Genomic DNA, 22,581 nt, shown 5'->3' with positions numbered 1-22,581 from the left:
TGATCTTTGAAAGCAAAATCAAAAGATCGCAGCCTGCGAATAAGCTCCTACAGAGGCTTAGCGGGAGGCGGTGATCAGCAGATCGAATTCTTTGAGCAGCACCTGCAACTGGCGATCCTTGCCCTGCAGATTGCGCTGGGCAAAGACCATCTCCGCCATTTCCTGAATGCCCGAAGCGTTGGGCAACGCCAGGTCCTGCTCAAGGATCATCTTCATTCGTGGCAGGAAGATCCATTGCAGCCATTGTTCGAAATCCAGCGTATCGACCGAAAACGGCTCGACACTACTAAGGGCTTCGGCCGATGGCTGCACTTCATCCCACCAACCTTGCGCGCGCAGCTCACGCTCGATCAGCAGCAACTGGTCGGCGATTTTCGGGAAACGGGTGTCCATCAGAGCGAAACCTTGGCCTTTTGACGAGCCAGTGCAGCGCCGGCGGAGTCGCCCTGCTTCTCACGGGACTGCGCGATGATTTCCCACAGGTTGGCTTGCAGATCCGGACGGCCGTTGGCCATGGTCAGCGCGCGACGGGCGAACTGTTCCGCCTGCGGCGCATCACCTTGGGCCATGCGCACCTGCGCCAGACGATAAAGCACCTGCGGTTCACGCGGAGCGACGCGCTGGGCACGTTCCAGGCTGGAGGATGCACCGTTGAGGTCGCCACCGGCCTGTTGCTGCTGGGCGGTGGTCAGCAAGGCGAGTACCGGGCCATCCAGTTGCTCGTCTGCCGACAGACCGCCGCCGCTGCTGGCCGAAGGAATACCGCTCGGCGTCGAAGGCATGCTGTAGCTGCCGGTGTTGATCGGTGCCGACTCGACCGGCGAAGGATTGTACGGACCCGCCGTAATCCCACCGGACGCCGGACCAGGAACGATCGGCGAGGAGCTGATCGGCGCCGATGTCGCAGCACCGCCACCCGGCACCATCACCACCACACCGGTATCGCCTTGCGGAATGGCCTGGGATTGCGCCTGCCCCTGCACTGGACGTTTGACTGTCGTCTTGCGGAAACCGCCATTGGCCGACAGCCGTTCACTGTTGGACACGGCTGTGCCGGAATCCACCACCGGGATCGAACCACGCTGTACGGTAGAGCAGCCGCTGAGCAAAGCCACGGCGGTCACCGCTGGAATCAACCACTTGTTCACTTGAAACCCTCTTTGCTTAATTCATCCAGCCCTTGACCCAATCCATCACCGACTCCGGCGAAGCAGGCGTTTCGCTTGCACACGCGGCACCGGGTGGCGGTTCACTGCCGCGAATATACGGCATCTGCACGGCTCCCGGACAGTTGGCATCCGAGCCTTGCCCGGTACGCGAATCGACCCAGGCCTGAACGATGTTGTCCGGCTGCGGCATGTCCAGCGGCAGCGGATCGGCCTTGCGCATGAAACTGGTCCAGACCTGTAGCGCACCGGTCGCACCGGTGAACGGGGTCTTGCCGTTGTCGTCACGACCGAGCCAGACCACCGCCAGCAGATCCTGACTGAAACCGGCGAACCAGCTGTCACGCGAATCGTTACTGGTACCGGTCTTGCCGGCCAGCGTCAGGGTCTTGGGCAGCACGTTGTAAACCGAGCTGCCGGTACCTTCACGCATCACCCGCTGCATGGCGTTCTGGATCAGGTAAATGGACGCCGGATCGAAGCGCTGCTCGATCTGGAACGGATAACGCTTGAGCGGTTCACCCTCGGCGGTCAGTACGCTGCGAATCCCACGCATCGGCGTATTGAAACCACCGTTGGCGAGGGTCTGATACATGGTCGCCACTTCGATCGGGGTCATGCCGCCAGCCCCGAGCAACATCGACGGGAACGCCGGGAATTCACGGGTTACACCCAGGCGCGCGAGGGTCTTGAGCACATTTGGCACACCGACTTCCAGACCCAGACGCGAGGTCGACAGGTTGTAGGAATGTGCCAGCCCTTGATAGAGAAACACCGTGCCGTGGGAGCGACGATCATAGTTCTGCGGTTTCCACACCTGGCCGTCCGCGCCTTTGATCGACAGCGGATCATCCGACAGCCAACTGGTCAGTGTGTAATGGCTCGGTTTTTCCAGCGCCGTCAGATACACCGCTGGCTTGACCAGGGAACCGATTGGCCGCACGGCGTCCAGCGCCCGGTTGAAACCGGCATAACTGGCCTGACGACTACCGATCATCGCCTGCACTTCGCCGGTCTCCGGGTTGGTCACGACCATCGCCGCTTCCACATCATCGGAGCCCTTGCGTCCGGCCAGACGTTTAAAGGTGTCGTTAACCGACGCCTCGGCTTTCATCTGCAGAATCGGGTCGAAACTGGTGAAGATCCGCAGGCCTTCTTCGGTCAAGTCCTCGTCACGATAGTCCTCACGCAACTGGCGTTTGACCAGATCGATAAAGCCCGGGAACGAGCTGTCGGCGAGCTTGCCGCGGGTGGTCACGCCCAAGGGCATTTTCTTCGCCGCTTCGACCTGCTCGGCCGTCGCCACGCCTTGCTGCTCAAGCACGTCAAGTACCAGGTTACGGCGCTCCAGCGCGCGCTCCGGGTTGCGCCGCGGGTTGTAGTAGGACGGACCCTTGACCATGCCGACCAGCAGCGCAACCTGATGCAGCTTCAGCTCGGACAAAGGCTGACCGAAGAAGAACTGGCTGGCCAGACCGAAACCATGCACGGCACGCTGACCGTCCTGCCCGACGAAGACTTCGTTGAGGTAGGCCTCAAGAATTTCCTTCTTGTCGTAGTGCAGCTCCAGCAGCATCGCCATCATCGCTTCGGTGAGCTTGCGGCTCAGGCTGCGCTCGTTGGTGAGGTAGAAGTTCTTCACCAACTGCTGGGTCAGCGTACTGCCGCCCTGGGTCATCTTGCCGCCAGAGGTGTTGACCCAGATCGCCCGGGCAATCGATTTCGGCGACACGCCCCAGTGGCTGTAGTAGTCGCGATCTTCAACGGCGACCAAAGTATCGAGCAAATACGGCGGCACCTGATCGAGCTTGATCAGAATGCGGTCTTCAAGGTTTTTCGGGTAAATGCCGCCGATCATCAGTGGTTCGAGCCGCACCACGGACAATTTTCCACCATTGAGCCCCGAGAGTTCGGCCACATAGTCGCCGGAGAAGCGCACGCGTACTGGCTGAGGTTTCTCCAGGCCTTCATAGAACTGGAAGCCGCGGGTATTCAGATCGACGGTATTGCCACTGACGGCAGCAGCGCCGGGGCCATTGCTCACGGCTTCGCGGCGATAGCCCAAGGCGTCGAGTTCGGTGAGGAAATCGTCCTTGCTCAGTTTTTGTCCGACGAACAGCTCGAGCGGACGCGCGTACACCTTGGCCGGGATGGTCCAGCGCTTGCCGGAGAATTTCTCCTGCACCACGGCATCGAGGTAAACGGCGAAGCCGGCCAGCACCACAAGGCCGACCAGACTGAGTTTAATGGCCCACCCCAGCCACGGCCGCAGGCCCTTGGCAGGTGGTTTTTTCTTGGTACGGGGGGATCGAGTTCGAGTCATGGCGGCGGATTATACGCACTTTATTCATCCTCAACAGGAGCGCTCCGAGGTTTGCGTCAGGCTGGCGAGCGGCCATAATGGCGACCTCGAATTTCCCAGTCTCTGAAGGATCGCCCGTGAGCCAGTCACTGATCGCTGCCCTGCAAAACCCGGCCCTCTACCCGCACCCCGTCGACGGGTTCCAGGTCATCGAAACCCATATCTCGTGGGTGATCCTCACCGGGTCGTTTGCTTATAAAGTGAAGAAGCCGGTGAATTTCGGCTTTCTCGACTTCACCAGCCTCGAAGCGCGCAAGCACTTCTGCGCTGAAGAACTGCGTTTGAATCAGCGCCTGACCGAAGATTTGTATCTGGACGTGTTGCCGGTGACCGGCAGCGTCGAAGCGCCGCAACTGGGCGGCGACGGCCCGGTGATCGAATATGTGCTGAAAATGCGTCAATTCCCGCAGACCGGCCTGCTCAGCACCCTGCAAGCCAACGGTGAACTGACCACTCAGCACATCGACGAAATGGCCGAGCAGATCGCCAGATTCCACCTCAGCGCGCCAAAAGTCCCGGCCGAACACGACGCTGGTACGCCAGAAAGCGTAATGGCCCCGGTGCGCCAGAACTTCGAACAGATCCTGCCATTCCTCAGCGACAAAAACGATCTGCTGCAACTCGAGGCCCTGCAAGCCTGGGCCGAGAGCAGCTTCGACCGTCTCAAGGCACTGTTCAGCCAGCGCAAGGCCGAGGGTTTCACTCGCGAATGCCACGGCGACATTCACTTGGGCAACGCCACTGTGATCAATGGCAAAGTGGTGATCTTCGACTGCATCGAGTTCAACGAGCCGTTCCGCTTCACCGACGTCTGGGCCGACACCGGTTTCCTGGCGATGGACCTTGAAGACCGTGGTCTGAAATCCCTGGCCCGCCGCTTCATCAGCCAATACCTGGAATTGACCGGCGACTATCAAGGCCTGGAAGTGCTGAACTTCTACAAAGCCTACCGAGCACTGGTTCGCGCCAAAGTTGCACTGTTCAGCATGCCGGCGGACGCCACCCCGGTGCAGCGCGCCACTACCCTGCGCCAGTACCGTAACTACGCCAATCTGGCGGAAAGCTACAGCACCATCCCTTCGCGCTTCATGGCGATCACCCACGGCGTATCGGCCGTCGGCAAGAGCCACGTGGCGATGCGCCTGGTCGAAGCACTGGGCGCGATCCGCCTGCGTTCCGATGTCGAGCGCAAGCGTCTGTTCGGCGAGCAAACCGTGGCCAACGACGTGCAGGCCGGGATTTACAGCGCCGACGCCAGCGCTGCCACCTACGCCCGCTTGCATGAGATTGCCGGAGTCATTCTGCACGCCGGTTTCCCGGTCGTCATCGATGCGACCTACCTCAAGCGCGAGCAACGTGACAGCGCGGCGAAAGTCGCCGAGGCGACCGGCACGCCGTTCCTGATTCTCGACTGCAACGCTCCGCAAGCCGTGATCGAAAGCTGGCTGGCGATCCGCCAGGCCGACAAGAAGGATCCTTCCGACGCCACGCTGGCGGTCATCGAGGCCCAACAGGCCAGCCGCGAAGCACTGACGCCAGAAGAAATTCTGCGCAGCAAACGCGTACAGACCAATGAAAGCGGGACCCTCGACACCGTCGTGGCGCAGATCCGCCAGCGTCTGCCAGGCCTGTAAGAAACTATTTCGACCGTGAAGCCCTCACTGGCTTCACGGTCGTCAAATAGTGGCACTATACTGGCGTCATAAAACCAACAGGTGATGTGACATGAGCCAGCCGAAACTTCTCGACACCCCGCTTTATGCCCTGCTGCACAAAGACGACATCGCAGGCTTCAACAAGGAACGCCCGAACGACGGCCCGATCGACATGGTCGGTGGCGACTTCCGTGGTCTCGATCTGCGTGAACTGAACGCCGACGGCGTTGATTTCCGCGACGCCTACTTCCGCTCCGCCGATTTGCGCGGCATCGATTTCCGTAATTCCGCCCTGGAAGGCGCGAGCCTGGCCCATGCGCAGATTTCCGGTGCGTACTTCCCACCGGAACTGAGCGCCGACGAGATCCTGATGTCGATGAATTTTGGTACTCGCCTGCGCTATCGCACCCGCTGATACTTTTTATCTTTCTCTGACCCGACGCCTTTCCCGCGAGGGAGCGGGCTTGCTCGCGAAGGCGTGGTGTCAGTCGATACATCTCGTGGCTGACAGGACGCCCTCGCGAGCAAGCTCGCTCCCACATGTTTCCGCGTTTCTTCCCTCCTTTCTGGGTTTGCAGCCCTTTCTTAGTAGCGTTTGCGTCTAATCCGACCAAACAACCACGCTTTTCCTACTGATGGCTACACTCCTGAGAAGATCGCCCACGCACCATTCGGCCGTCGCAAGGAGGCTTGATGAATGATGAACTGCAACACCTGAAGAATCTTGGCAAGACGTCGGCGCAATGGCTGCATGCCGTGGGCATCCACAGCGCCTCGGACTTGCGTCGCCTGGGGGCGGTGGACGCCTATCGGGCCGTGCGTACCCGCGGGTTTCGCGCATCGAAGGTGTTGTTGTACGCGATCGAAGGGGCGCTGATGGATGTGCACTGGAACGATATCCCGGCCGAACGCAAAGACGCCTTGAACAAGCAGCTCGAAGCCATCTCCTCGCGTCACAAGAACTGAACAGGCGCTGACGGCCATGTATCTGCTCGGGGAACAATCGGCACCAGTCGATACGCTGATCAATCGTTTGCAGAGCTTGCCCGCGCGCTGGCTGGAAGGGCTTGCGCCGTGCGGGCCTGCCTTTGAGCCGGAAATCTCTGATGACCTGATGGCGCAGCTCCCACACGATCAGCTGTTTCTGCTGACAGAAGGCGTGATCCACGGCTACATCGGCGGCCGCGCGCTGTTTTACTGGCAGGAAGGCGATCTGATCGGCCTGCAGCAAGGTGACGCCTGGGCCGATTGCCGACTGCGCAGCGACGGATTATTGCGCTTGTTGCCCTATCGGCGAACCGATCTGTTCCGACATTTGTACGCCGAGCCGGAACGGGCTGAGCAATGGCTGGAGTATCTGCTGGGGCAGATGGCGCTGCTGGCACACGCGGTGGCCGAACTGAAGCCACGGGAGTTTCGCAGCACCAATGGCTTTAAACGGGTCGAGAGCGGTGAAGTGTTGATCCAGCAGGGCGATGCTGCCGATCACGTCTTCGTGATCATCGATGGGCATGCCGAAGCGCTTGTTGATGGGCACAAGGTTGGCGACGTGCCCAAGGACGAGATTTTCGGCGCCATGGCAGTGTTCACAGGCGAGCCGCGAAACGCCACGGTCATTGCCCGCGAGCCAAGTACAGTGATGTTGATTCCCGGCGATCAGTTTCTCAGCATGACCCGCAACAATCCGAAGATTGCCCAGAGCCTTATCGAGAGCATGGCCCGGCGCATTGGCCAGCTCAACCAGCAAATCACCCAACTGAGTGCGATCAAGGCTGCGCTTTAAGTCCCGTTTTTCCGGGGCATTCCGGACATTTCCACGACTAAATCACGCGAATGGAAAAACAGTGGTTGACTCGTTAATGAGAATCGCTATGATTATCACAACTGATCGCGAGATCAGTCGATATTCTGAAAAGCCCTTGGTTCGGACTCTCAGATTATCTCCTCATCAGGCTAATCACGGTTATTTGACCCGGTTTTTACCGGGTCTTTTTTTGCCTGTGGAAAAGTCATTGACCGAACTGTTTGCGCATCTGTGCGCAGTAATCCTGCGCAGGCGTGGCCGGGGTGTACCAGACGTAATCGGCCATCGCCGCGCTGACCTCAGCGCCCTGCTCGGCCAGCATCAGCACCGTGGGCGCCTGGGCTGCGCCAAGATCAAGCACATGCAGCGACACGCCAGCATCCTTGCGCGCATGCCAGGCGCCTGCCAACAACATGGCGGGGGTGGGTGCCGCCAGCAAACGTTCGGCCATGCGTCGATCGCGCTGTTGCTGAATCGCGAGCATCGCCGGCATCTGCGATTTGGGCAGCAAGCCACAGTGTGAGTCGCTGATCTGCTCAAGCAGCGTGGCTTTTACCGCTGCCGCATTGCTGCGAACACCGCTCAGGGTTGGCGGCTGACGATAGAAGGCGCGGATTTCGCTGTCGTCCAGATTGGCTGCCAACAGCGGATAGGATTGTGTGAGGGCGAAGCGAACGATCGGCCCATAAAGCTTCCAGTCCCAGCCATCCTGCCAGGCCAATGCCGTGGCAAGATCGGAGGGCGGCGTTGCTGCATGGCGAACCTGATCAACTTTCGGCTGTTGATCAGGCGTGAACATCTCCAGCAGCAGACTGCCCTGAGGGCGTTGCTCACCCAGCGACTGCAACAGCCACAACTGCGCAGCGTGATGATCGGCATTGTCATGCTGCTCGCCAATGATCACGTGTTGTGCACCGGCCAGACGTGTCAGCAGTTCCTGCGCCGTCAGTACCTGACCGGTGTGCAGATCGCGTATCTCACCGCTGACCGGTGGCGGCGCAGCAACATGCTGACACCCTGCAAGCAGCAACACCGCCAACAACCAGATCCCGCGCATGCCATCACCTCGATGAGAAATCAGCGGGCGATGATCAGCGGATGCCCACGCTCCGGGTGCGGCTGCACCAATACTTCGAGACCGAACACCGCTTTGAGCGAGTCCGGTCGCAAGACTTGCTGCGGCGTATCCAGCGCTACCGGGCGCCCGCCTTCAAGCAGCAACACCCGATCACAATAGCGCGCCGCCAGATTCAGATCATGCAGGATGACCAGCACCGCCGCGCCACGGTCGGCAAATTCGCGCACCGCTTGCAGCGTCGTATGTTGGTGCAGTGGATCTAGCATCGAGGTCGGCTCATCCAGCAACAGCGTTTGCCCGGCCTGCCCCGGCCATAACTGCGCCAGCACCCGCGCCAGATGCACACGCTGGCGCTCGCCACCCGACAGCGCCAGATAACTGCGCCCGCTCAGGTGCCCGGCATCCGCAGCGTCCAGCGCTGCCACAACGATCTCGTCATCGCGCACCCGACCACTTTGATACGGCAAGCGGCCCATGCCGACCACTTCTTCCACGCGAAAGGCAAAATCCAGCGTCGACACCTGCGGCAACACCGCCAGGCGCTGAGCGCGCTGCGTACCTGTCCAGTGACTCAGCACCTTGTCGTCGAGCAACACCTCACCGTCACTGGCCGTCAGCTCACCGCACAAGGCACCGAGCAAGGTGCTTTTGCCGGCACCGTTAGGTCCGAGCACACCCAGCACCTCACCGGGCTCCAGTTGCAGGGTGACGTCGCTGAGGACGGTCTTGCGCCCGCGACGGATGTGCAGATTGTGCGCACGCAGCATCAGGCACGTCCTCGCAGCAGCAGATACAGGAAGAACGGCGCACCGATAAACGCCGTGACGATACCGATCGGCAACTCCGCCGGCGCCAGTGCCAGCCGCGCCACCAGATCCGCCAGCAACAGCAGGCTCGCCCCCGCCAATATTGATGCTGGCAGCAACACCCGGTGATCGGGCCCGGTCAATAAACGCACCAGATGCGGCACCACCAGCCCGACGAAACCAATCATCCCCGCTGCTGCCACCGCCGCGCCAACACCCAACGCCGTGCAGAACACCAATTCACGTTTGAGCCGTTCGACATCGATCCCCAGATGCCCTGCCTCGGACTCACCCAGCAACAACGCATTCAGCGCCTTGGCACGCCGCGGCAACCACAGCGCAACACCGGCGCTGATGATCAGCAACGGCCACAAACGCGCGTAACTGGCACCATTGAGGCTGCCCAGATTCCAGAAAGTCAGCGTGCGCAGGGTCGCGTCATCCGCCAGATAGGTGAACAACCCGACTGCCGAGCTGGCCAGCGCCGTCAGGGCGATCCCAGCCAGCAGCATGGTCGCGACGTTAGTCTGGCCGTTGCGCCGTCCGAGCCGATAGACCAGCGCCGTTACCCCCAACCCGCCGAGAAACGCGCATGCCGACAACAGATACGGCCCGAACCACTCTGGCAAACCGCCAAAAAACGCACCGCCGACAATGGCTACAGCCGCACCAAGCGCCGCACCGCTGGAGACCCCGACCAACCCGGGATCGGCCAGCGGATTGCGAAACAAACCCTGCATCGCCACGCCGGACAGCGCCAGTACACCGCCGACGGCCAGGCCAAGCAAGGTACGCGGTAGCCGAATCTGCCCGAGAATCAGCTCAGCCTGCTCCAGACCGTCCGGCGCCAGCGGCACACCGAGCATGCGCAGAGCCGCGCGCAACGTATCGAACAGCGGCAGGCTCACCGGCCCCAACGCCAACGACAGCCAGATGGCCAGCAAACACAGGAGCGTCAGCCCGATAAACAGGCTGCGTGGTTTGACCAGTACGGTCATTGGCCGCTCGCAGTCGGGTAAAGGCCGTCAGACAAACCCTTCAACGCCGCCGGCAAACGCGGCCCGAGCCCGCCGACCAGCAGCGTCGGATCCAGCTCCAGCACCCGTCCGGCCTTGGCCGCACGGCTTGAATTGAGAATGGGATTTTCTTTGAACAGCGCCGCTTTTGCCGTCTCACCGCTCAACGCGCGATCCGCAAACACCAGCACTTCAGGATCAAGCCCGGCCAGCGACTCAACGGAGAACGGCTTGTAACCGGTATGCGTTGCCAGGTTATGTCCGCCGGCCCGTTGCAGTAGCCAGTCGGCGACAGTGTCCTTGCCGGCAATCAACGGTTTGCCGCCGGCATGCCCGATCAGCACCAGCACACCGGGCGCCTTGTGCCTGGTCTGCAACTCGGCGACTCGCGCCTTCTGCATGGCGAGCTGCTGTCGATAACTTTCCAGCAACTGCGTCGCCTGGGCTTGCGCGCCGAGCAACTGCCCGAGATGCGTGAGGTTTTTTTCCAGCGTCGGCAGATCCGGCTGTGCCGAGAACAGTTCGACCTGCACCTTGGCGCTCCTTACTTGAGCGATCACCGGTGGCGGGCCCATTTCTTCGCTGCCGATAAGGATATCCGGGCGCAGGCTGAGAATGCCCTCTGCCGACAGGCTGCGTTGATAGCCGATACTTGGCAGTTTCTTCAGCGACTCGGGATGCTGGCTGGTGGTGTCGACGCCGACCAGTTTCGACTCGCCGCCCAATGCACTGACCCACTCCGAAAGCGCGCCACCGGCACTGACCCAACGCTGTGGCAAGTCGGCAGCTGTCACCTGAAGGCTGGCGAACAGTCCGACACACAGCACAGCAACGCGGATAATCAGGCGCATACGCAGCTTTCCTTGAACAGTTTTCCCGGGCAGCGAACCGGCAGGCCAAGTATCCTTGGCGGCAGCCGCGCACAGTGGGCGAAGGCGGCCATTTGATAATTGTTTGCATTTAAACGTCAAGCTCGGACATTTCCTGAAACGAGCAGACAGTTGAGGATAGTCATGAAGTTTTTGTGCGCGGGCGCCGATCTCGCCGAGGCCGGCAGCCGTGGGTTCGACATCCACGGCAACAAACTGTTTGCCGTGCGCCGCAATGGACAGGCCTATGTTTATCTCAACCGTTGCCCGCATCGTGGCGTCGGCCTGGAATGGCACCCCGACCAGTTTCTCGACCCGAGCAACAGCCTGATCCAGTGCGCCACCCACGGCGCACTGTTCCTGATCGAGGACGGCGAATGCGTCGCCGGACCCTGCGCCGGGCAATCCCTGATCGCCATACCCTGCCGCGAAGACGCCCAAGGGGTGTGGATCGATGTTTAACCGTTGAGCAACACGTCCAGCCGCCGGTCGATCACCATTTCTTCGTGGTTCAAGCGCACGCCGTAAGCCAGCACTTCAACTCCGCATGCCACCGCCTCGCGCAGGGCATCGGCGTAGGCCGCATCGATTTCCTCGGCCGGACGCACTGCGTCAATCCCACTGAGATTGACGCAATACAGCTGCACCGCCCGAATGCCGTCACGGGCCAGATGCGCCAGCTCACGCAGATGCTTGGCGCCGCGCTGGGTCACCGCATCGGGAAACGCCGCGACATTCGTTCCGTCGAACCCCAGCGTGACGCTTTTCACTTCCACATAGGCCGGGCCGCTCGGGTACTCGAGACGGAAATCGATGCGGCTCTTTTCCTGGCCGTACGCCACTTCACGTTTAAGCGCCGTAAAGCCGCTCAACTCGTCGATGACACCCGCCTGCAGCGCCTCTTCCACCAGTGCGTTGGCACGGCCGGTGTTCACGCAAAACAGCCGGCCCTGCGGAGTTTCGCCAATTTCCCAGGTGCCGGGCAGCTTGCGTTTCGGGTCGCTGGAGCGACTGAACCACACCTGTCCGCCCTCAACCTGGCAGTTGAGCATCGAACCGGTGTTCGGGCAGTGAAGGGTCAACAGCTCGCCATTGACCGTTTCAACATCAGCCAGAAAACGTTTATAGCGGCGAATCAGCCGCGCCTCTTCCAGAGCCGGATAAAAACGCATCAGGCTTGCCAGCTCTTCAAACCGCGAGCGATGCGTTCCACCGCTTCCTGTAAGCGAGGGAGGTTTTGCGTGTAGGCAAAACGCACATGATGGCCCGCTTGATAACGACCGAAATCCAGCCCCGGGGTAAAGGCAACGTGCTCGGTTTCGAGGAAATGCCGGCAGAACGCGAAGGCATCACCGCCGAACTGGCTGATATCGGCATACAAGTAGAACGCACCTTCAGGTTCGACGGCGATGTTGAAACCCAACTCGCGCAACGCCGGCAGGAGGAAGTCGCGACGGCGGCCAAATTCGGCGCGGCGCTCTTCGAGAATGCTGATGGTGCCCGGCTCGAAACAGGCCAGTGCGGCATGCTGCGCCATGCTCGGCGCGCTGATATAGAGATTCTGCGCGAGCTTTTCCAGCTCACTGACGGCCGCATCCGGTGCCACCAGCCAGCCGAGACGCCAACCGGTCATGCCGAAATATTTGGAGAAACTGTTGAGGACAAAGGCGCTGTCATCGACTTCCAGCACGCTGGCGGCATCGGTGCCGTAAGTCAGGCCATGATAAATCTCGTCCACCACCAGATGGCCGTGCCGCGCCTTGATCGCTGTGGATAATCCGGCCAGTTCGTCGCGGGCCAGAATGGTGCCGGTCGGGTTGGCCGGCGACGCCACCAACGCTCCCACGCTGTCGTGATCCCAGTGCCGCGCCACCAGATCCGGGGTCAATTGATACCGCACTTCCGGGCCGACCGGCACCAGTTGCGCCGCGCCTTCGACCAGTCGCAGAAAGTGCCGGTTGCACGGGTAGCCCGGATCCGCCAGCAGCCAGTGTTTGCCCGGATCGACCAGCAAGGCACTGGCCAGCAACAGCGCACCGGAGCCCCCCGGCGTGATCAGGATCCGCCGCGGATCGATGTTCAAACCGTAACGCGATTGATAGAACCCGGAAATCGCCTCGCGCAGTTCAGGAATACCGCGCGCCGCGGTGTAGCGAGTCTTGCCCGCCGTCAGCGCCGCTTGCCCGGCGCGGATGATCGGTTCGGCCGTGGTGAAATCCGGCTCGCCGATTTCCAGGTGGATCACATCGTGACCTTCGGCCTGCAGTTCATTGGCCCGCGCCAGCAGCGCCATCACATGGAACGGTTCGATCGCACGACTGCGCGCACTGTAGGGCTGAGCCATTGGTTTTCCTTCGACGGGGCAAAAGAGACGATTCTACCCATCTGCCGGAACGAGCGAGAACCCGTCGCGGTCACAGCCTCAAGAACGCTGGACTGTAACGATATGCGCGTACGCTCCAGGATTGACTAAAATCAGAGATTGATCAGGCCTCCATCACTGTCAGACATGACTTGCCAAACTTCTGCAAGCGCCACCCGCCGGGGCCTCGACATCCGGGAGTAGCGCAGGCCGAATTGATCTGGTAAGTTCGCCCGCTTGCAGCCGCAGGGCCGGCAGGTGTCGGTGATGGAGCAATCCTGCGCAATGGATTACAAGAGTAGAGGCGGTCCATTTCATGCCCACCCAAGCAAAGCAACAGCAGCAAGTGACGATCAGCGGCTTCGAACCTTACGTTCCGAAGGACGGCGAAGAGTACATGGGCGCCCCGATGCGCGCGCACTTCACCAAGATCCTGAACAAGTGGAAACAGGACTTGATGCAGGAAGTCGACCGTACTGTTGATCACATGAAAGACGAAGCGGCCAACTTCCCTGACCCGGCCGACCGTGCCAGCCAGGAAGAAGAATTCGCCCTTGAGCTGCGCGCCCGCGATCGCGAGCGCAAACTGATCAAGAAGATCGACAAGACTCTCGAACTGATCCAGGACGAAGAGTACGGCTGGTGCGAATCCTGCGGCATCGAAATCGGCGTCAAGCGCCTCGAGGCCCGTCCTACTGCGGATCTGTGCATCGACTGCAAGACCCTGGCGGAAATCAAGGAAAAGCAGGTCGGCAAGTAATCTCGACCTGAACGAAAAACGGAGCGTGCGAACGCTCCGTTTTTGTTTCTGCCTTTTGCCTTTTGCCCTTGTGGGAGCGAGCCTGCTCGCGAAAGCGGTGTGTCATTCAACATTTAATCGTCTGACATCAAGCTTTCGCGAGCAGGCTCGATCCCACCCGTTGACCTGCGTATCGCCTGAAAAGTAGCTTCGTTTCCATGACAGCCAAAATCTCCCCCGCCTACATCGGCCGCTTCGCCCCCACCCCCAGTGGCCACCTGCACTTCGGCTCGCTGGTGGCTGCCCTCGCTTCCTACCTCGACGCGCGCGCGGTCGGCGGGCGCTGGCTGGTGCGCATGGAAGATCTCGATCCACCCCGGGAAGAGCCCGGCGCGCAGGCGGCGATTCTCAAGGCGCTGGAAAGCTACGGCTTCGAATGGGACGGCGAGATGGTGCGCCAGAGCGACCGTCACGCCGCCTACGCCGAAGTGCTCGACAGCCTGTTCAACCATGGCCTGGCCTACGCCTGCACCTGCTCGCGCAAGCAACTGGAGCCATATCACGGGATTTATCCGGGCTTGTGCCGCAATGCCGGTCATGAACAGCAAGATGCGGCAATCCGCCTGCGCGTGCCGGAACTGGAATACCACTTCATCGACCGCGTGCAGGGCGAGTTCCGCCAGCATCTGGGGCGCGACGTCGGCGATTTCGTGATTCGCCGCCGCGACGGCCTCTACGCCTATCAACTGGCGGTGGTGCTGGATGACGCCTGGCAAGGCATCACTGACATCGTGCGCGGTGCCGACCTGCTCGACTCCACGCCACGCCAGCTCTACCTGCAAGAACTGCTGGGCCTGCGCCAGCCGCGCTATCTGCACCTGCCACTGATTACGCAGCCGGACGGCAACAAGCTCGGCAAATCTTACCGTTCGCCACCGCTTGAGGCCGATCAGGCCACGCTGCTGCTGTTGCGAGCCTTGCGTGCGTTGGGGCAAAACCCCGGTGCCGAACTGGCGCATGCCACCCCCGAGGAATTGCTCAAATGGGGCGCAGCCCACTGGGATGCATCGAAGATCCCGCGCACACTGACGTTGCCCGAGGCGCAACTGCAATGACGACACTTGCAGTGGCGCGCCCATCCGTTACCATCGCCGCACGTTTTCGGGCACGCGCATAAAAAAGAGAGGCCGGGATGTACATCTATCGCTTGGTCCTGCTTCTGGTCGTGGGAATCTATCTGTTTTCGCCAGCCATCATGGATTGGTGGATCGACGCCACGGGCGCCTGGTATCGGCCGTATCTGCTCTGGTTGATCCTGATTGTCGTGACCTTCATCCTGCAGAGCCAAAAAGATGCCGATGAGCTTTAGCCTGACCCAGATGATCCTGATCAGCGCCGCGTACCTGGCGGTGCTGTTCGGCGTTGCCTGGATCAGTGAACGGGGCATGATCCCGCGGGCGATCATTCGCCACCCGCTGACCTACACCTTGTCACTGGGGGTCTACGCCAGTGCCTGGGCGTTCTACGGCACGGTGGGCCTGGCCTATCAGTATGGCTACGGCTTTCTGTCCAGTTACCTCGGGGTGTCTGGTGCTTTTCTGCTCGCACCGGTGCTGCTGTATCCGATCCTGAAAATCACCCGCACCTATCAATTGTCGTCGCTGGCAGATCTGTTCGCGTTCCGCTTTCGCAGCACCTGGGCCGGCGCGCTGACCACGATCTTCATGTTGATCGGCGTGCTGCCGCTGCTGGCGCTGCAGATTCAGGCGGTGGCCGATTCGATTGGCATCCTCACTGGCGAACCGATCCAGAGCCGCGTCGCGCTGGCGTTCTGTGCGCTGATCATTCTGTTCACGATTTTCTTCGGTTCCCGGCATATCGCCACTCGCGAGAAACACGAAGGGCTGGTATTTGCGATTGCCTTCGAATCGGTGATCAAACTGATCGCCCTCGGCGGCGTCGGTCTGTATGCGCTGTACGGCGTGTTCGACGGCCCGCAACAACTCGAACTGTGGCTGCTGCAAAACCAGACCGCCCTCGCCGCCCTGCACACGCCCCTGCAGGAAGGACCATGGCGCACGCTGTTACTGGTGTTTTTCGCCTCGGCGATCGTGATGCCGCACATGTATCACATGACCTTTACCGAGAACCTCAATCCGCGCTCGCTGGTCAGCGCCAGCTGGGGCCTGCCGCTGTTCCTGCTGCTGATGAGCCTGGCAGTGCCGCTGATCCTCTGGGCCGGCCTGAAGCTCGGCGCCACCACCGACCCGGAATACTTCACCCTCGGCATCGGCATCGCCGCCAACAGCAAACCGCTGGCACTGCTGGCCTATGTCGGTGGGCTTTCAGCCGCCAGTGGCCTGATCATCGTCACCACCCTGGCACTGTCGGGCATGGCGCTGAACCACCTGGTGCTGCCGCTCTATCAGCCGCCGGCCGAAGGCAACATCTATCGCTGGCTGAAGTGGACGCGTCGGGCGCTGATCGTCGCGATCATCATGGCCGGTTTCTGCTTCTACCTGATGCTCGGCGCCGGGCAGGATCTGGCCAACCTCGGCATCGTCGCTTTCGTCGCCACGCTGCAGTTCCTGCCCGGCGTGCTTTCGGTGCTGTACTGGCCGACCGCCAACCGGCGCGGCTTTATCGCCGGCCTGCTGGCGGGGATTGTGGTGTGGGTGGTGACCATGCTGTTGCCGCTGGTCGGCAATCTGCAGGGTTTTTACATCCCTCTGCTGAACATGATTTACGTGCTGGACGACACCAGTTGGCACATGGCGGCGATCGCCTCGCTGGCAGCCAACGTATTGATGTTCACCCTGATCTCGCTGTTCACCAACGCCAGCCCCGAAGAAGCCAGCGCCGCCGAAGCCTGCGCGGTGGATAACGTGCGGCGTCCGCAACGCCGCGAACTGCACGCGGCCTCGCCCCAGGAATTCGCCACGCAACTGGCCAAACCGCTGGGCGCCAAGGCAGCGCAGAAAGAAGTCGAGCAAGCCCTGCGCGACCTCTATCTGCCGTTCGACGAACGCCGTCCTTATGCCTTGCGCCGCTTGCGCGACCGCATCGAAGCCAACCTCTCCGGCCTGATGGGCCCGAGCGTGGCGCAGGACATGGTCGAAACCTTCCTGCCGTACAAGGCCGGCGGCGAAAACTATGTGACCGAAGACATCCACTTCATCGAAAGCCGTCTCGAGGATTACCACTCGCGCCTCACCGGGCTGGCCGCCGAACTCGACGCCCTGCGCCGCTACCACCGCCAGACCTTGCAGGAGCTGCCAATGGGCGTCTGCTCGCTGGCCAAGGATCAAGAGATCCTGATGTGGAACAAGGCCATGGAAGAACTCACCGGCATCGCTGCGCAACGGGTGGTCGGTTCGCGCCTGAGCACCATCGCCGATCCGTGGAAGCCATTGCTGCAAGGCTTCATCAACCTGCCCGACGAGCACTTGCACAAGCAGCACCTGGCTCTCGACGGCCAGACCCGCTGGCTCAATCTGCACAAAGCGGCGATCGACGAACCGTTGGCCCCGGGCAACAGCGGCCTGGTGCTGTTGGTGGAAGACCTGACCGAAACCCAAATGCTCGAAGACAAACTGGTGCACTCCGAGCGTCTGGCGAGCATCGGCCGACTGGCGGCGGGAGTGGCCCATGAAATCGGCAACCCGATCACCGGCATCGCCTGTCTGGCGCAGAACCTGCGCGAAGAGCGCGAAGAAGACGGCGAACTGACGGAAATCAGCGGGCAGATCCTCGAACAGACCAAGCGCGTGTCGCGCATCGTGCAATCGCTGATGAGCTTTGCCCACGCCGGCAGCCATCAGCACAGCGACGAACCGGTTTGTCTGGCCGAAGTCGCGCAGGACGCCATCGGTCTGCTGGCGCTGAACCGGCGTAACTTCGAAGTGCAGTTCTACAACCTGTGCGATCCGGATCACTGGGTCGAAGGCGATCCGCAGCGGCTCGCCCAAGTGCTGATCAATCTGCTCTCCAACGCCCGTGATGCCTCGCCTGCGGGCAGCGCCGTGCGGGTCAAGAGTGAAGCCGGCGAACACACGGTCGATCTGATCGTCGAAGACGAAGGCAGTGGTATTCCGCAGAACATCATGGACCGATTGTTCGAACCTTTCTTCACCACCAAGGACCCAGGTGAAGGTACCGGTCTGGGCCTTGCACTGGTCTATTCCATCGTTGAAGAGCATTATGGACAAATCACCATCGACAGCCCGGCTGATGTACAGAGCCAGCGCGGCACCCGTATCCGGGTGACCTTACCGCGCCATGTCGAAGCGACGTCCGCTGTGAACTGAGACCGTCGAGAGTATCGAATCAATGCCGCACATTTTGATCGTCGAAGACGAAACCATTATCCGCTCCGCCTTGCGCCGCCTGCTGGAACGTAACCAGTATCAGGTCAGCGAAGCCGGTTCAGTACAGGAAGCACAAGAACGCTTCACTATTCCCACATTCGATCTGATCGTCAGCGACCTGCGCCTGCCTGGCGCCCCCGGCACCGAGCTGATCAAGCTTGGCCAGGGTAAACCGGTGCTGATCATGACCAGCTACGCCAGCCTGCGCTCGGCGGTCGACTCGATGAAGATGGGCGCGGTGGACTACATCGCCAAACCTTTCGATCACGATGAAATGCTTCAGGCGGTCGCGCGGATCCTGCGTGATCACCAGTCGGCACCTGCCGCCGGCGAAGCGCTTGCCGGCAAACCGAGCAATGGTGGCGGCAAATCGTCTGTCGACAACAGCAACGGCGAGATCGGCATCATCGGCTCGTGCCCGCCGATGCAGGACCTGTACAGCAAGATCCGCAAGGTCGCGCCGACCGACTCCAATGTCCTGATCCAGGGCGAGTCCGGCACCGGTAAAGAACTGGTGGCCCGCGCCCTGCACAACCTGTCCAAGCGTGCCAAGGCACCGATGATTTCGGTGAACTGCGCGGCCATCCCGGAAAGCCTGATCGAGTCCGAACTGTTCGGCCACGAAAAAGGCGCGTTCACTGGCGCCAGCGCCGGTCGCGCCGGTCTGGTGGAGGCGGCGGACGGCGGCACGCTGTTCCTCGACGAGATCGGCGAACTGCCGCTGGAAGCCCAGGCCCGTCTACTGCGCGTGCTGCAGGAAGGCGAGATTCGCCGCGTGGGTTCGGTGCAGTCGCAAAAGGTCGATGTGCGTTTGATCGCCGCGACCCACCGTGACCTCAAGAGCCTGGCGAAAATCGGCCAGTTCCGTGAAGACCTGTATTACCGCCTGCACGTGATTGCCCTGAAACTGCCGGCGTTGCGCGAACGTGGCGCCGACGTCAACGAAATCGCCACGGCGTTTCTCGCCCGCCAGAGTGCGCGCATCAACCGTACCGACCTGAAATTTGCCGCCGATGCCGAACAGGCCATCCGGCACTATTCCTGGCCGGGTAACGTGCGCGAGCTGGAAAACGCAGTCGAGCGCGCAGTGATCCTGAGCGAAAGCCCGGAAATCTCTGCCGACCTGCTGGGCATCGACATCGAGTTGAGCGATCTGGAAGACGACGAGTTCATCGGCTTGCCTGCGCAAACCGCAGGTAACACCAGCAACAGCAGCCATGAGCCGACGGAAGACCTGTCGCTGGAAGATTACTTCCAGCACTTCGTTCTTGAGCATCAGGACCACATGACCGAGACCGAACTGGCGCGCAAACTGGGCGTCAGCCGCAAGTGCCTGTGGGAACGCCGTCAGCGCCTGGGCATTCCACGGCGCAAGACCGGGGTCACCAGCGAGAGCTGAACGTTACCTGTCGAGTGTGCGCGTAACGCTTGAAGATGTGAAAAAACTGTTACCTCAGTCCTTTCACGTAACAGAAGCCGGGGTTATCGGTAACGAAACCCCGGCTTTTTTTCGCCCCGAGAAAACGGCTATATCGATCTAACCCCTTGTTTTATTGGGCTTCGCAAAAGTTGGCACGGCACCTGCTATGTGTTTGGTACAAGAACAATAACAAGCAATGCACAAGACAATAAAAATAAGACGAATCGACTCACGCACAATAAAAACAAGACGGCGAGAGGCGCAGCTAACTGATTCTTTTGGAGAGGCGTTGTATTTGGGGCTAGCCCCACGACCAGGCCGAGAACAACAAAAACTGTCCTAAGACAGAGCCTGTACTGGTTGGATCGCAAGATCACTGCAACACAGCGACCAAAGCAATCCGTTTGCTCTTGGCTCCCGATTGGGAGGGTCATGAAGGAAAAGCTTCATGGCGAGGGCACTCAACAAAAACAAGAAGCCCGAATCAATAATAAAAAGAGCACGCAACTACTTCTTGGGGAGCTTCGGCTCCCCTTGTAGTTTCTGTCTTTCGGCAAAAACCTCCGTTTCGACCCTGCCCGATGCCTGTAGCCTGCGGCTTGCAGCGCAAATCTGCTGCGTCCTACACCATCCCCCGACTAAATGCTAGAATCTGCGCCCATCATGCGGTCATTCTTTGGTATGGCCGAACATTCCTTCAAACAGTGCATCCCATGCTGAAGAAGCTGTTCCAGTCATTCCGAACACCCGTGCGTCGTACGCAACACATCCGCAGCACTCCTGAAGTGCTCAACAGCGGCCAACATTCGCTGCAAAAGGGGCAATTCAGCCGCTATGCGGTGAATATCGTCGAACGCTTGCAGGGCGCCGGTTACCAGGCCTATCTGGTCGGCGGTTGCGTGCGTGACATGCTCCTGGGCATCACGCCCAAGGATTTCGACGTCGCCACCAGCGCCACCCCCGAGCAAGTCCGAGCCGAATTCCGCAATGCGCGGATCATCGGTCGCCGCTTCAAGCTGGTGCATATCCATTTCGGTCGCGAAATCATTGAAGTCGCGACCTTCCGCGCCAATCACCCGGTCAATGAAGACGACGAAGACAGCAATCAGTCTTCGCGTAACGAGAGCGGACGGATTCTGCGCGACAACGTCTACGGCACCCTGGAAGAAGACGCGCAACGTCGCGACTTCACCATCAACGCCCTGTATTACGATCCGGTCAGTGAGCGCATTCTCGATTACGCCAACGGCGTACACGACATCCGTAATCACCTGATCCGTTTGATCGGCGATCCGAAGCAGCGTTACCAGGAAGATCCAGTACGGATGCTGCGGGCCGTGCGTTTCGCCGCCAAGTTGAATTTCGGCATCGAGAAGCACACCGTGCAGCCGATCCGCGACCTGGCGCCGATGCTGCGCGAGATCCCGTCCGCTCGCCTGTTCGAGGAAGTGCTCAAGCTGTTCCTCTCCGGCCACGGCGCGATCACCTTCGAGATGCTGGTCGATCTGCAACTGTTTGCCCCACTGTTCCCGGCCAGTGCCGACGCCCTGGAATACAACCCGGAATACACCCACACGTTGATCAGCGAAGCGCTGACCAACACCGACCTGCGCATAAAACAGAACAAACCGGTCACACCGGCGTTCCTGTTTGCCGCCCTGCTGTGGCCTGCCCTGCCGGCCCGCGTATTGCGCCTGCAAGAGCGTGGCATGCCGCCGATTCCGGCCATGCAGGAAGCCGCGCATGAGCTGATCGCCGAACAGTGTCAGCGCATCGCCATTCCAAAGCGCTTCACCATGCCGATCCGCGAGATCTGGGACATGCAGGAACGTCTGCCACGCCGCAGCGGCAAACGCGCCGACCTGCTGCTGGACAATCCACGTTTCCGCGCCGGTTACGACTTCCTGCTGCTGCGGGAAAGCGCTGGCGAGGAAACCGACGGTCTGGGCGAATGGTGGACGGATTATCAGGACGCCAACGACAGCGAACGTCGCGACATGATCCGCGATCTCAGCGGCAAAGGTGATGACGCCAGCGGTGCGCCACGCAAACGTCGCCGCAGCAGTGGTTCCAAGCGCAAGCGCGCCGGGGCTTCCAGCTCGACGGGCGAATAAGGCATGGAACGCATCTATATCGGTCTGGGCAGCAACCTCGCTGACCCGGCCGAACAACTGCGCAGCGCGCTCAATGCGCTGGGGCAATTGCCGCAAACTTCCCTTGCTGGTGTTTCGGCGTTCTATCAGAGCGATTCACTGCTGCCGGGACAACCGCGTTACACCAACGCGGTCGCTGCCCTCGACAGTGATCTCGCGCCGCTAGACCTGCTCGATGCCCTGCAAGCCATCGAAAACGATCAAGGTCGGGAGCGCCTGGAGCGCTGGGGGCCGCGTACGCTGGATCTGGATATCCTGTTGTTCGGTGATCGCCTGATCGACGAGCCGCGACTGAAAGTCCCGCACTACCAGATTCAGGAGCGGGCATTCGTGCTCTATCCTCTGGCCGAACTGGCACCCGCCGATCTGCACCTGGCCGATGGCCGCGCCTTGGCTGACCTGCTCGCCGCCTGCCCGTTCGTCGGCCTCGAACGCCTCTCCCACGCCTGACGCAAATCTCCCCCTGTGGATGGGAGGGGATTCATCCCCGATCGGCTGCGCAGCCGTCGCAAAACCGGCTAATACGGTGTGACTGATTAATGCGTACTACCATTTAAGGGCCGCTCCGCAGCCCATCGGGGATAAATCCCCTCGCCACAAAAGCGATGTTCCGTGTTCGTTTTTTGTCGGACAAAAAACCTCCCGATCAGTCCCGCCGTGCCGCTGAATCGCATCAGTAACGCCGGTAACACTCCCCTCGTAACAATGCGGTAACACACGCAATTGACTTCCTAGGTTCTCCTCACGACTATAGGCGTCCCGCTGCCGCCAACCCGGCACATAC

The 22,581-nt window shown here is 60.8% G+C and carries 21 protein-coding genes; 12 read left to right on the top strand and 9 right to left on the bottom strand.

The window, feature by feature from the left end:
• Positions 1-57: 57 nt before the first annotated feature.
• Genes KVQ82_RS05640 through mrcB form a run of 3 tightly spaced genes read right to left on the bottom strand, consistent with a single transcriptional unit; the run spans position 58 to position 3,489 of the window.
• Complete coding sequence (locus tag KVQ82_RS05640) at positions 58-393, bottom strand: YqcC family protein (protein WP_041065457.1); 336 nt, start codon at positions 391-393, stop codon at positions 58-60.
• Positions 393-1,148 (bottom strand): lipoprotein, encoded by a 756-nt coding sequence (locus KVQ82_RS05635; RefSeq protein WP_047296575.1) that lies wholly within the window; start codon positions 1,146-1,148, stop codon positions 393-395. The genes KVQ82_RS05640 and KVQ82_RS05635 overlap by 1 nt, the downstream gene beginning before the upstream one ends.
• Positions 1,149-1,164: 16 nt before the next feature.
• The gene (gene mrcB / locus KVQ82_RS05630; RefSeq protein WP_041065450.1) at positions 1,165-3,489 is read right to left on the bottom strand and encodes a penicillin-binding protein 1B; all 2,325 of its coding nucleotides are present in this window, start codon (positions 3,487-3,489) and stop codon (positions 1,165-1,167) included.
• Positions 3,490-3,605: 116 nt separating this feature from the next.
• Here mrcB and KVQ82_RS05625 point away from each other — a divergent pair, with 116 nt between their 5' ends.
• The 4 genes from KVQ82_RS05625 (at position 3,606) to KVQ82_RS05610 (ending at position 6,966) form a co-directional block, all read left to right on the top strand.
• Entirely contained in the window at positions 3,606-5,162 is a 1,557-nt protein-coding gene (locus KVQ82_RS05625; protein WP_222018344.1) for a bifunctional aminoglycoside phosphotransferase/ATP-binding protein, read from the top strand.
• 91 nt (positions 5,163-5,253) lie between these two features.
• On the top strand, positions 5,254-5,598 hold the full coding sequence (locus KVQ82_RS05620; RefSeq protein ID WP_041065444.1) for a pentapeptide repeat-containing protein: 345 nt from the start codon (positions 5,254-5,256) through the stop codon (positions 5,596-5,598).
• Positions 5,599-5,876: 278 nt separating this feature from the next.
• Positions 5,877-6,149, top strand: coding sequence for a TfoX/Sxy family protein (locus KVQ82_RS05615; RefSeq protein ID WP_003228231.1), 273 nt, complete (start codon positions 5,877-5,879; stop codon positions 6,147-6,149).
• Positions 6,150-6,165: 16 nt separating this feature from the next.
• The gene (locus KVQ82_RS05610; RefSeq protein WP_222018343.1) at positions 6,166-6,966 is read left to right on the top strand and encodes a Crp/Fnr family transcriptional regulator; all 801 of its coding nucleotides are present in this window, start codon (positions 6,166-6,168) and stop codon (positions 6,964-6,966) included.
• A gap of 226 nt (positions 6,967-7,192) precedes the next feature.
• On the opposite strand, the gene KVQ82_RS05605 is transcribed toward KVQ82_RS05610, so the two are convergent.
• The 4 genes from KVQ82_RS05605 to KVQ82_RS05590 are packed head-to-tail and all read right to left on the bottom strand — an operon-like array spanning position 7,193 to position 10,738.
• The gene (locus KVQ82_RS05605) at positions 7,193-8,044 is read right to left on the bottom strand and encodes a ChaN family lipoprotein (RefSeq protein ID WP_222018341.1); all 852 of its coding nucleotides are present in this window, start codon (positions 8,042-8,044) and stop codon (positions 7,193-7,195) included.
• Between the two features lie 20 nt (positions 8,045-8,064).
• Positions 8,065-8,832: a heme ABC transporter ATP-binding protein gene (locus KVQ82_RS05600; protein WP_222018338.1), complete on the bottom strand. Its 768-nt coding sequence runs from the start codon at positions 8,830-8,832 to the stop codon at positions 8,065-8,067.
• On the bottom strand, positions 8,832-9,815 hold the full coding sequence (locus KVQ82_RS05595) for an iron ABC transporter permease (protein WP_222019362.1): 984 nt from the start codon (positions 9,813-9,815) through the stop codon (positions 8,832-8,834). Before KVQ82_RS05595 ends, KVQ82_RS05600 begins: the two co-directional genes overlap by 1 nt.
• Positions 9,816-9,865: 50 nt before the next feature.
• Positions 9,866-10,738, bottom strand: a complete 873-nt coding sequence (locus KVQ82_RS05590) for a hemin ABC transporter substrate-binding protein (protein WP_222018336.1) — start codon at positions 10,736-10,738, stop codon at positions 9,866-9,868.
• Positions 10,739-10,900: 162 nt separating this feature from the next.
• Here KVQ82_RS05590 and KVQ82_RS05585 point away from each other — a divergent pair, with 162 nt between their 5' ends.
• The gene (locus tag KVQ82_RS05585) at positions 10,901-11,218 is read left to right on the top strand and encodes a Rieske (2Fe-2S) protein (RefSeq protein WP_041065423.1); all 318 of its coding nucleotides are present in this window, start codon (positions 10,901-10,903) and stop codon (positions 11,216-11,218) included.
• Here KVQ82_RS05585 and sfsA read toward each other — a convergent pair.
• Both sfsA and KVQ82_RS05575 read right to left on the bottom strand, forming a co-directional pair.
• Positions 11,215-11,928: a DNA/RNA nuclease SfsA gene (gene sfsA, locus KVQ82_RS05580; protein WP_041065421.1), complete on the bottom strand. Its 714-nt coding sequence runs from the start codon at positions 11,926-11,928 to the stop codon at positions 11,215-11,217. The two genes, KVQ82_RS05585 and sfsA, sit on opposite strands and share 4 nt — an antisense overlap.
• Positions 11,928-13,100: a pyridoxal phosphate-dependent aminotransferase gene (locus tag KVQ82_RS05575; RefSeq protein WP_222018334.1), complete on the bottom strand. Its 1,173-nt coding sequence runs from the start codon at positions 13,098-13,100 to the stop codon at positions 11,928-11,930. Before KVQ82_RS05575 ends, sfsA begins: the two co-directional genes overlap by 1 nt.
• A gap of 334 nt (positions 13,101-13,434) precedes the next feature.
• On the opposite strand from KVQ82_RS05575, the gene dksA reads away from it, so the two are divergent.
• From dksA to folK, 7 genes are all read left to right on the top strand, one after another.
• Positions 13,435-13,878, top strand: coding sequence for an RNA polymerase-binding protein DksA (gene dksA, locus KVQ82_RS05570; protein WP_108183819.1), 444 nt, complete (start codon positions 13,435-13,437; stop codon positions 13,876-13,878).
• Positions 13,879-14,087: 209 nt separating this feature from the next.
• The gene (gene gluQRS, locus KVQ82_RS05565) at positions 14,088-14,972 is read left to right on the top strand and encodes a tRNA glutamyl-Q(34) synthetase GluQRS (RefSeq protein WP_174377369.1); all 885 of its coding nucleotides are present in this window, start codon (positions 14,088-14,090) and stop codon (positions 14,970-14,972) included.
• Between the two features lie 77 nt (positions 14,973-15,049).
• Complete coding sequence (locus KVQ82_RS05560; protein ID WP_003176118.1) at positions 15,050-15,226, top strand: hypothetical protein; 177 nt, start codon at positions 15,050-15,052, stop codon at positions 15,224-15,226.
• Positions 15,210-18,164 (top strand): sensor histidine kinase, encoded by a 2,955-nt coding sequence (locus tag KVQ82_RS05555; RefSeq protein ID WP_161794896.1) that lies wholly within the window; start codon positions 15,210-15,212, stop codon positions 18,162-18,164. Before KVQ82_RS05560 ends, KVQ82_RS05555 begins: the two co-directional genes overlap by 17 nt.
• Positions 18,165-18,186: 22 nt before the next feature.
• On the top strand, positions 18,187-19,623 hold the full coding sequence (locus KVQ82_RS05550) for a sigma-54 dependent transcriptional regulator (RefSeq protein ID WP_041065407.1): 1,437 nt from the start codon (positions 18,187-18,189) through the stop codon (positions 19,621-19,623).
• Positions 19,624-20,357: 734 nt separating this feature from the next.
• Positions 20,358-21,758, top strand: coding sequence for a polynucleotide adenylyltransferase PcnB (locus tag KVQ82_RS05545; RefSeq protein WP_041065404.1), 1,401 nt, complete (start codon positions 20,358-20,360; stop codon positions 21,756-21,758).
• Between the two features lie 3 nt (positions 21,759-21,761).
• A complete protein-coding gene (folK, locus tag KVQ82_RS05540) occupies positions 21,762-22,247 on the top strand; it encodes a 2-amino-4-hydroxy-6-hydroxymethyldihydropteridine diphosphokinase (protein ID WP_198758344.1) in 486 nt (161 codons plus the stop codon).
• Positions 22,248-22,581: the final 334 nt, after the last annotated feature.

Source organism: Pseudomonas sp. AO-1 (assembly GCF_019775695.1).
GTDB lineage: Bacteria > Pseudomonadota > Gammaproteobacteria > Pseudomonadales > Pseudomonadaceae > Aquipseudomonas > Aquipseudomonas parakoreensis.
Note: the sequence above shows the minus strand (reverse complement) of the source record. Positions and strands in the feature narration are given on the sequence as shown.

Bases quoted from the DNA above. Each gene is read 5' to 3' on its own strand.
- KVQ82_RS05620 (WP_041065444.1), top strand. From the start codon at position 5,254: ATGAGCCAGCCGAAACTTCTCGACACCCCGCTTTATGCCCTGCTGCAC.
- folK (WP_198758344.1), top strand. From the start codon at position 21,762: ATGGAACGCATCTATATCGGTCTGGGCAGCAACCTCGCTGACCCGGCC.
- KVQ82_RS05640 (WP_041065457.1), bottom strand. From the start codon at position 393: ATGGACACCCGTTTCCCGAAAATCGCCGACCAGTTGCTGCTGATCGAG.
- KVQ82_RS05575 (WP_222018334.1), bottom strand. From the start codon at position 13,100: ATGGCTCAGCCCTACAGTGCGCGCAGTCGTGCGATCGAACCGTTCCAT.
- KVQ82_RS05615 (WP_003228231.1), top strand. From the start codon at position 5,877: ATGAATGATGAACTGCAACACCTGAAGAATCTTGGCAAGACGTCGGCG.
- KVQ82_RS05610 (WP_222018343.1), top strand. From the start codon at position 6,166: ATGTATCTGCTCGGGGAACAATCGGCACCAGTCGATACGCTGATCAAT.
- dksA (WP_108183819.1), top strand. From the start codon at position 13,435: ATGCCCACCCAAGCAAAGCAACAGCAGCAAGTGACGATCAGCGGCTTC.
- KVQ82_RS05545 (WP_041065404.1), top strand. From the start codon at position 20,358: ATGCTGAAGAAGCTGTTCCAGTCATTCCGAACACCCGTGCGTCGTACG.
- mrcB (WP_041065450.1), bottom strand. From the start codon at position 3,489: ATGACTCGAACTCGATCCCCCCGTACCAAGAAAAAACCACCTGCCAAG.
- sfsA (WP_041065421.1), bottom strand. From the start codon at position 11,928: ATGCGTTTTTATCCGGCTCTGGAAGAGGCGCGGCTGATTCGCCGCTAT.
- KVQ82_RS05605 (WP_222018341.1), bottom strand. From the start codon at position 8,044: ATGCGCGGGATCTGGTTGTTGGCGGTGTTGCTGCTTGCAGGGTGTCAG.
- KVQ82_RS05590 (WP_222018336.1), bottom strand. From the start codon at position 10,738: ATGCGCCTGATTATCCGCGTTGCTGTGCTGTGTGTCGGACTGTTCGCC.
- KVQ82_RS05585 (WP_041065423.1), top strand. From the start codon at position 10,901: ATGAAGTTTTTGTGCGCGGGCGCCGATCTCGCCGAGGCCGGCAGCCGT.
- KVQ82_RS05600 (WP_222018338.1), bottom strand. From the start codon at position 8,832: ATGCTGCGTGCGCACAATCTGCACATCCGTCGCGGGCGCAAGACCGTC.
- KVQ82_RS05550 (WP_041065407.1), top strand. From the start codon at position 18,187: ATGCCGCACATTTTGATCGTCGAAGACGAAACCATTATCCGCTCCGCC.
- KVQ82_RS05555 (WP_161794896.1), top strand. From the start codon at position 15,210: ATGCCGATGAGCTTTAGCCTGACCCAGATGATCCTGATCAGCGCCGCG.
- KVQ82_RS05560 (WP_003176118.1), top strand. From the start codon at position 15,050: ATGTACATCTATCGCTTGGTCCTGCTTCTGGTCGTGGGAATCTATCTG.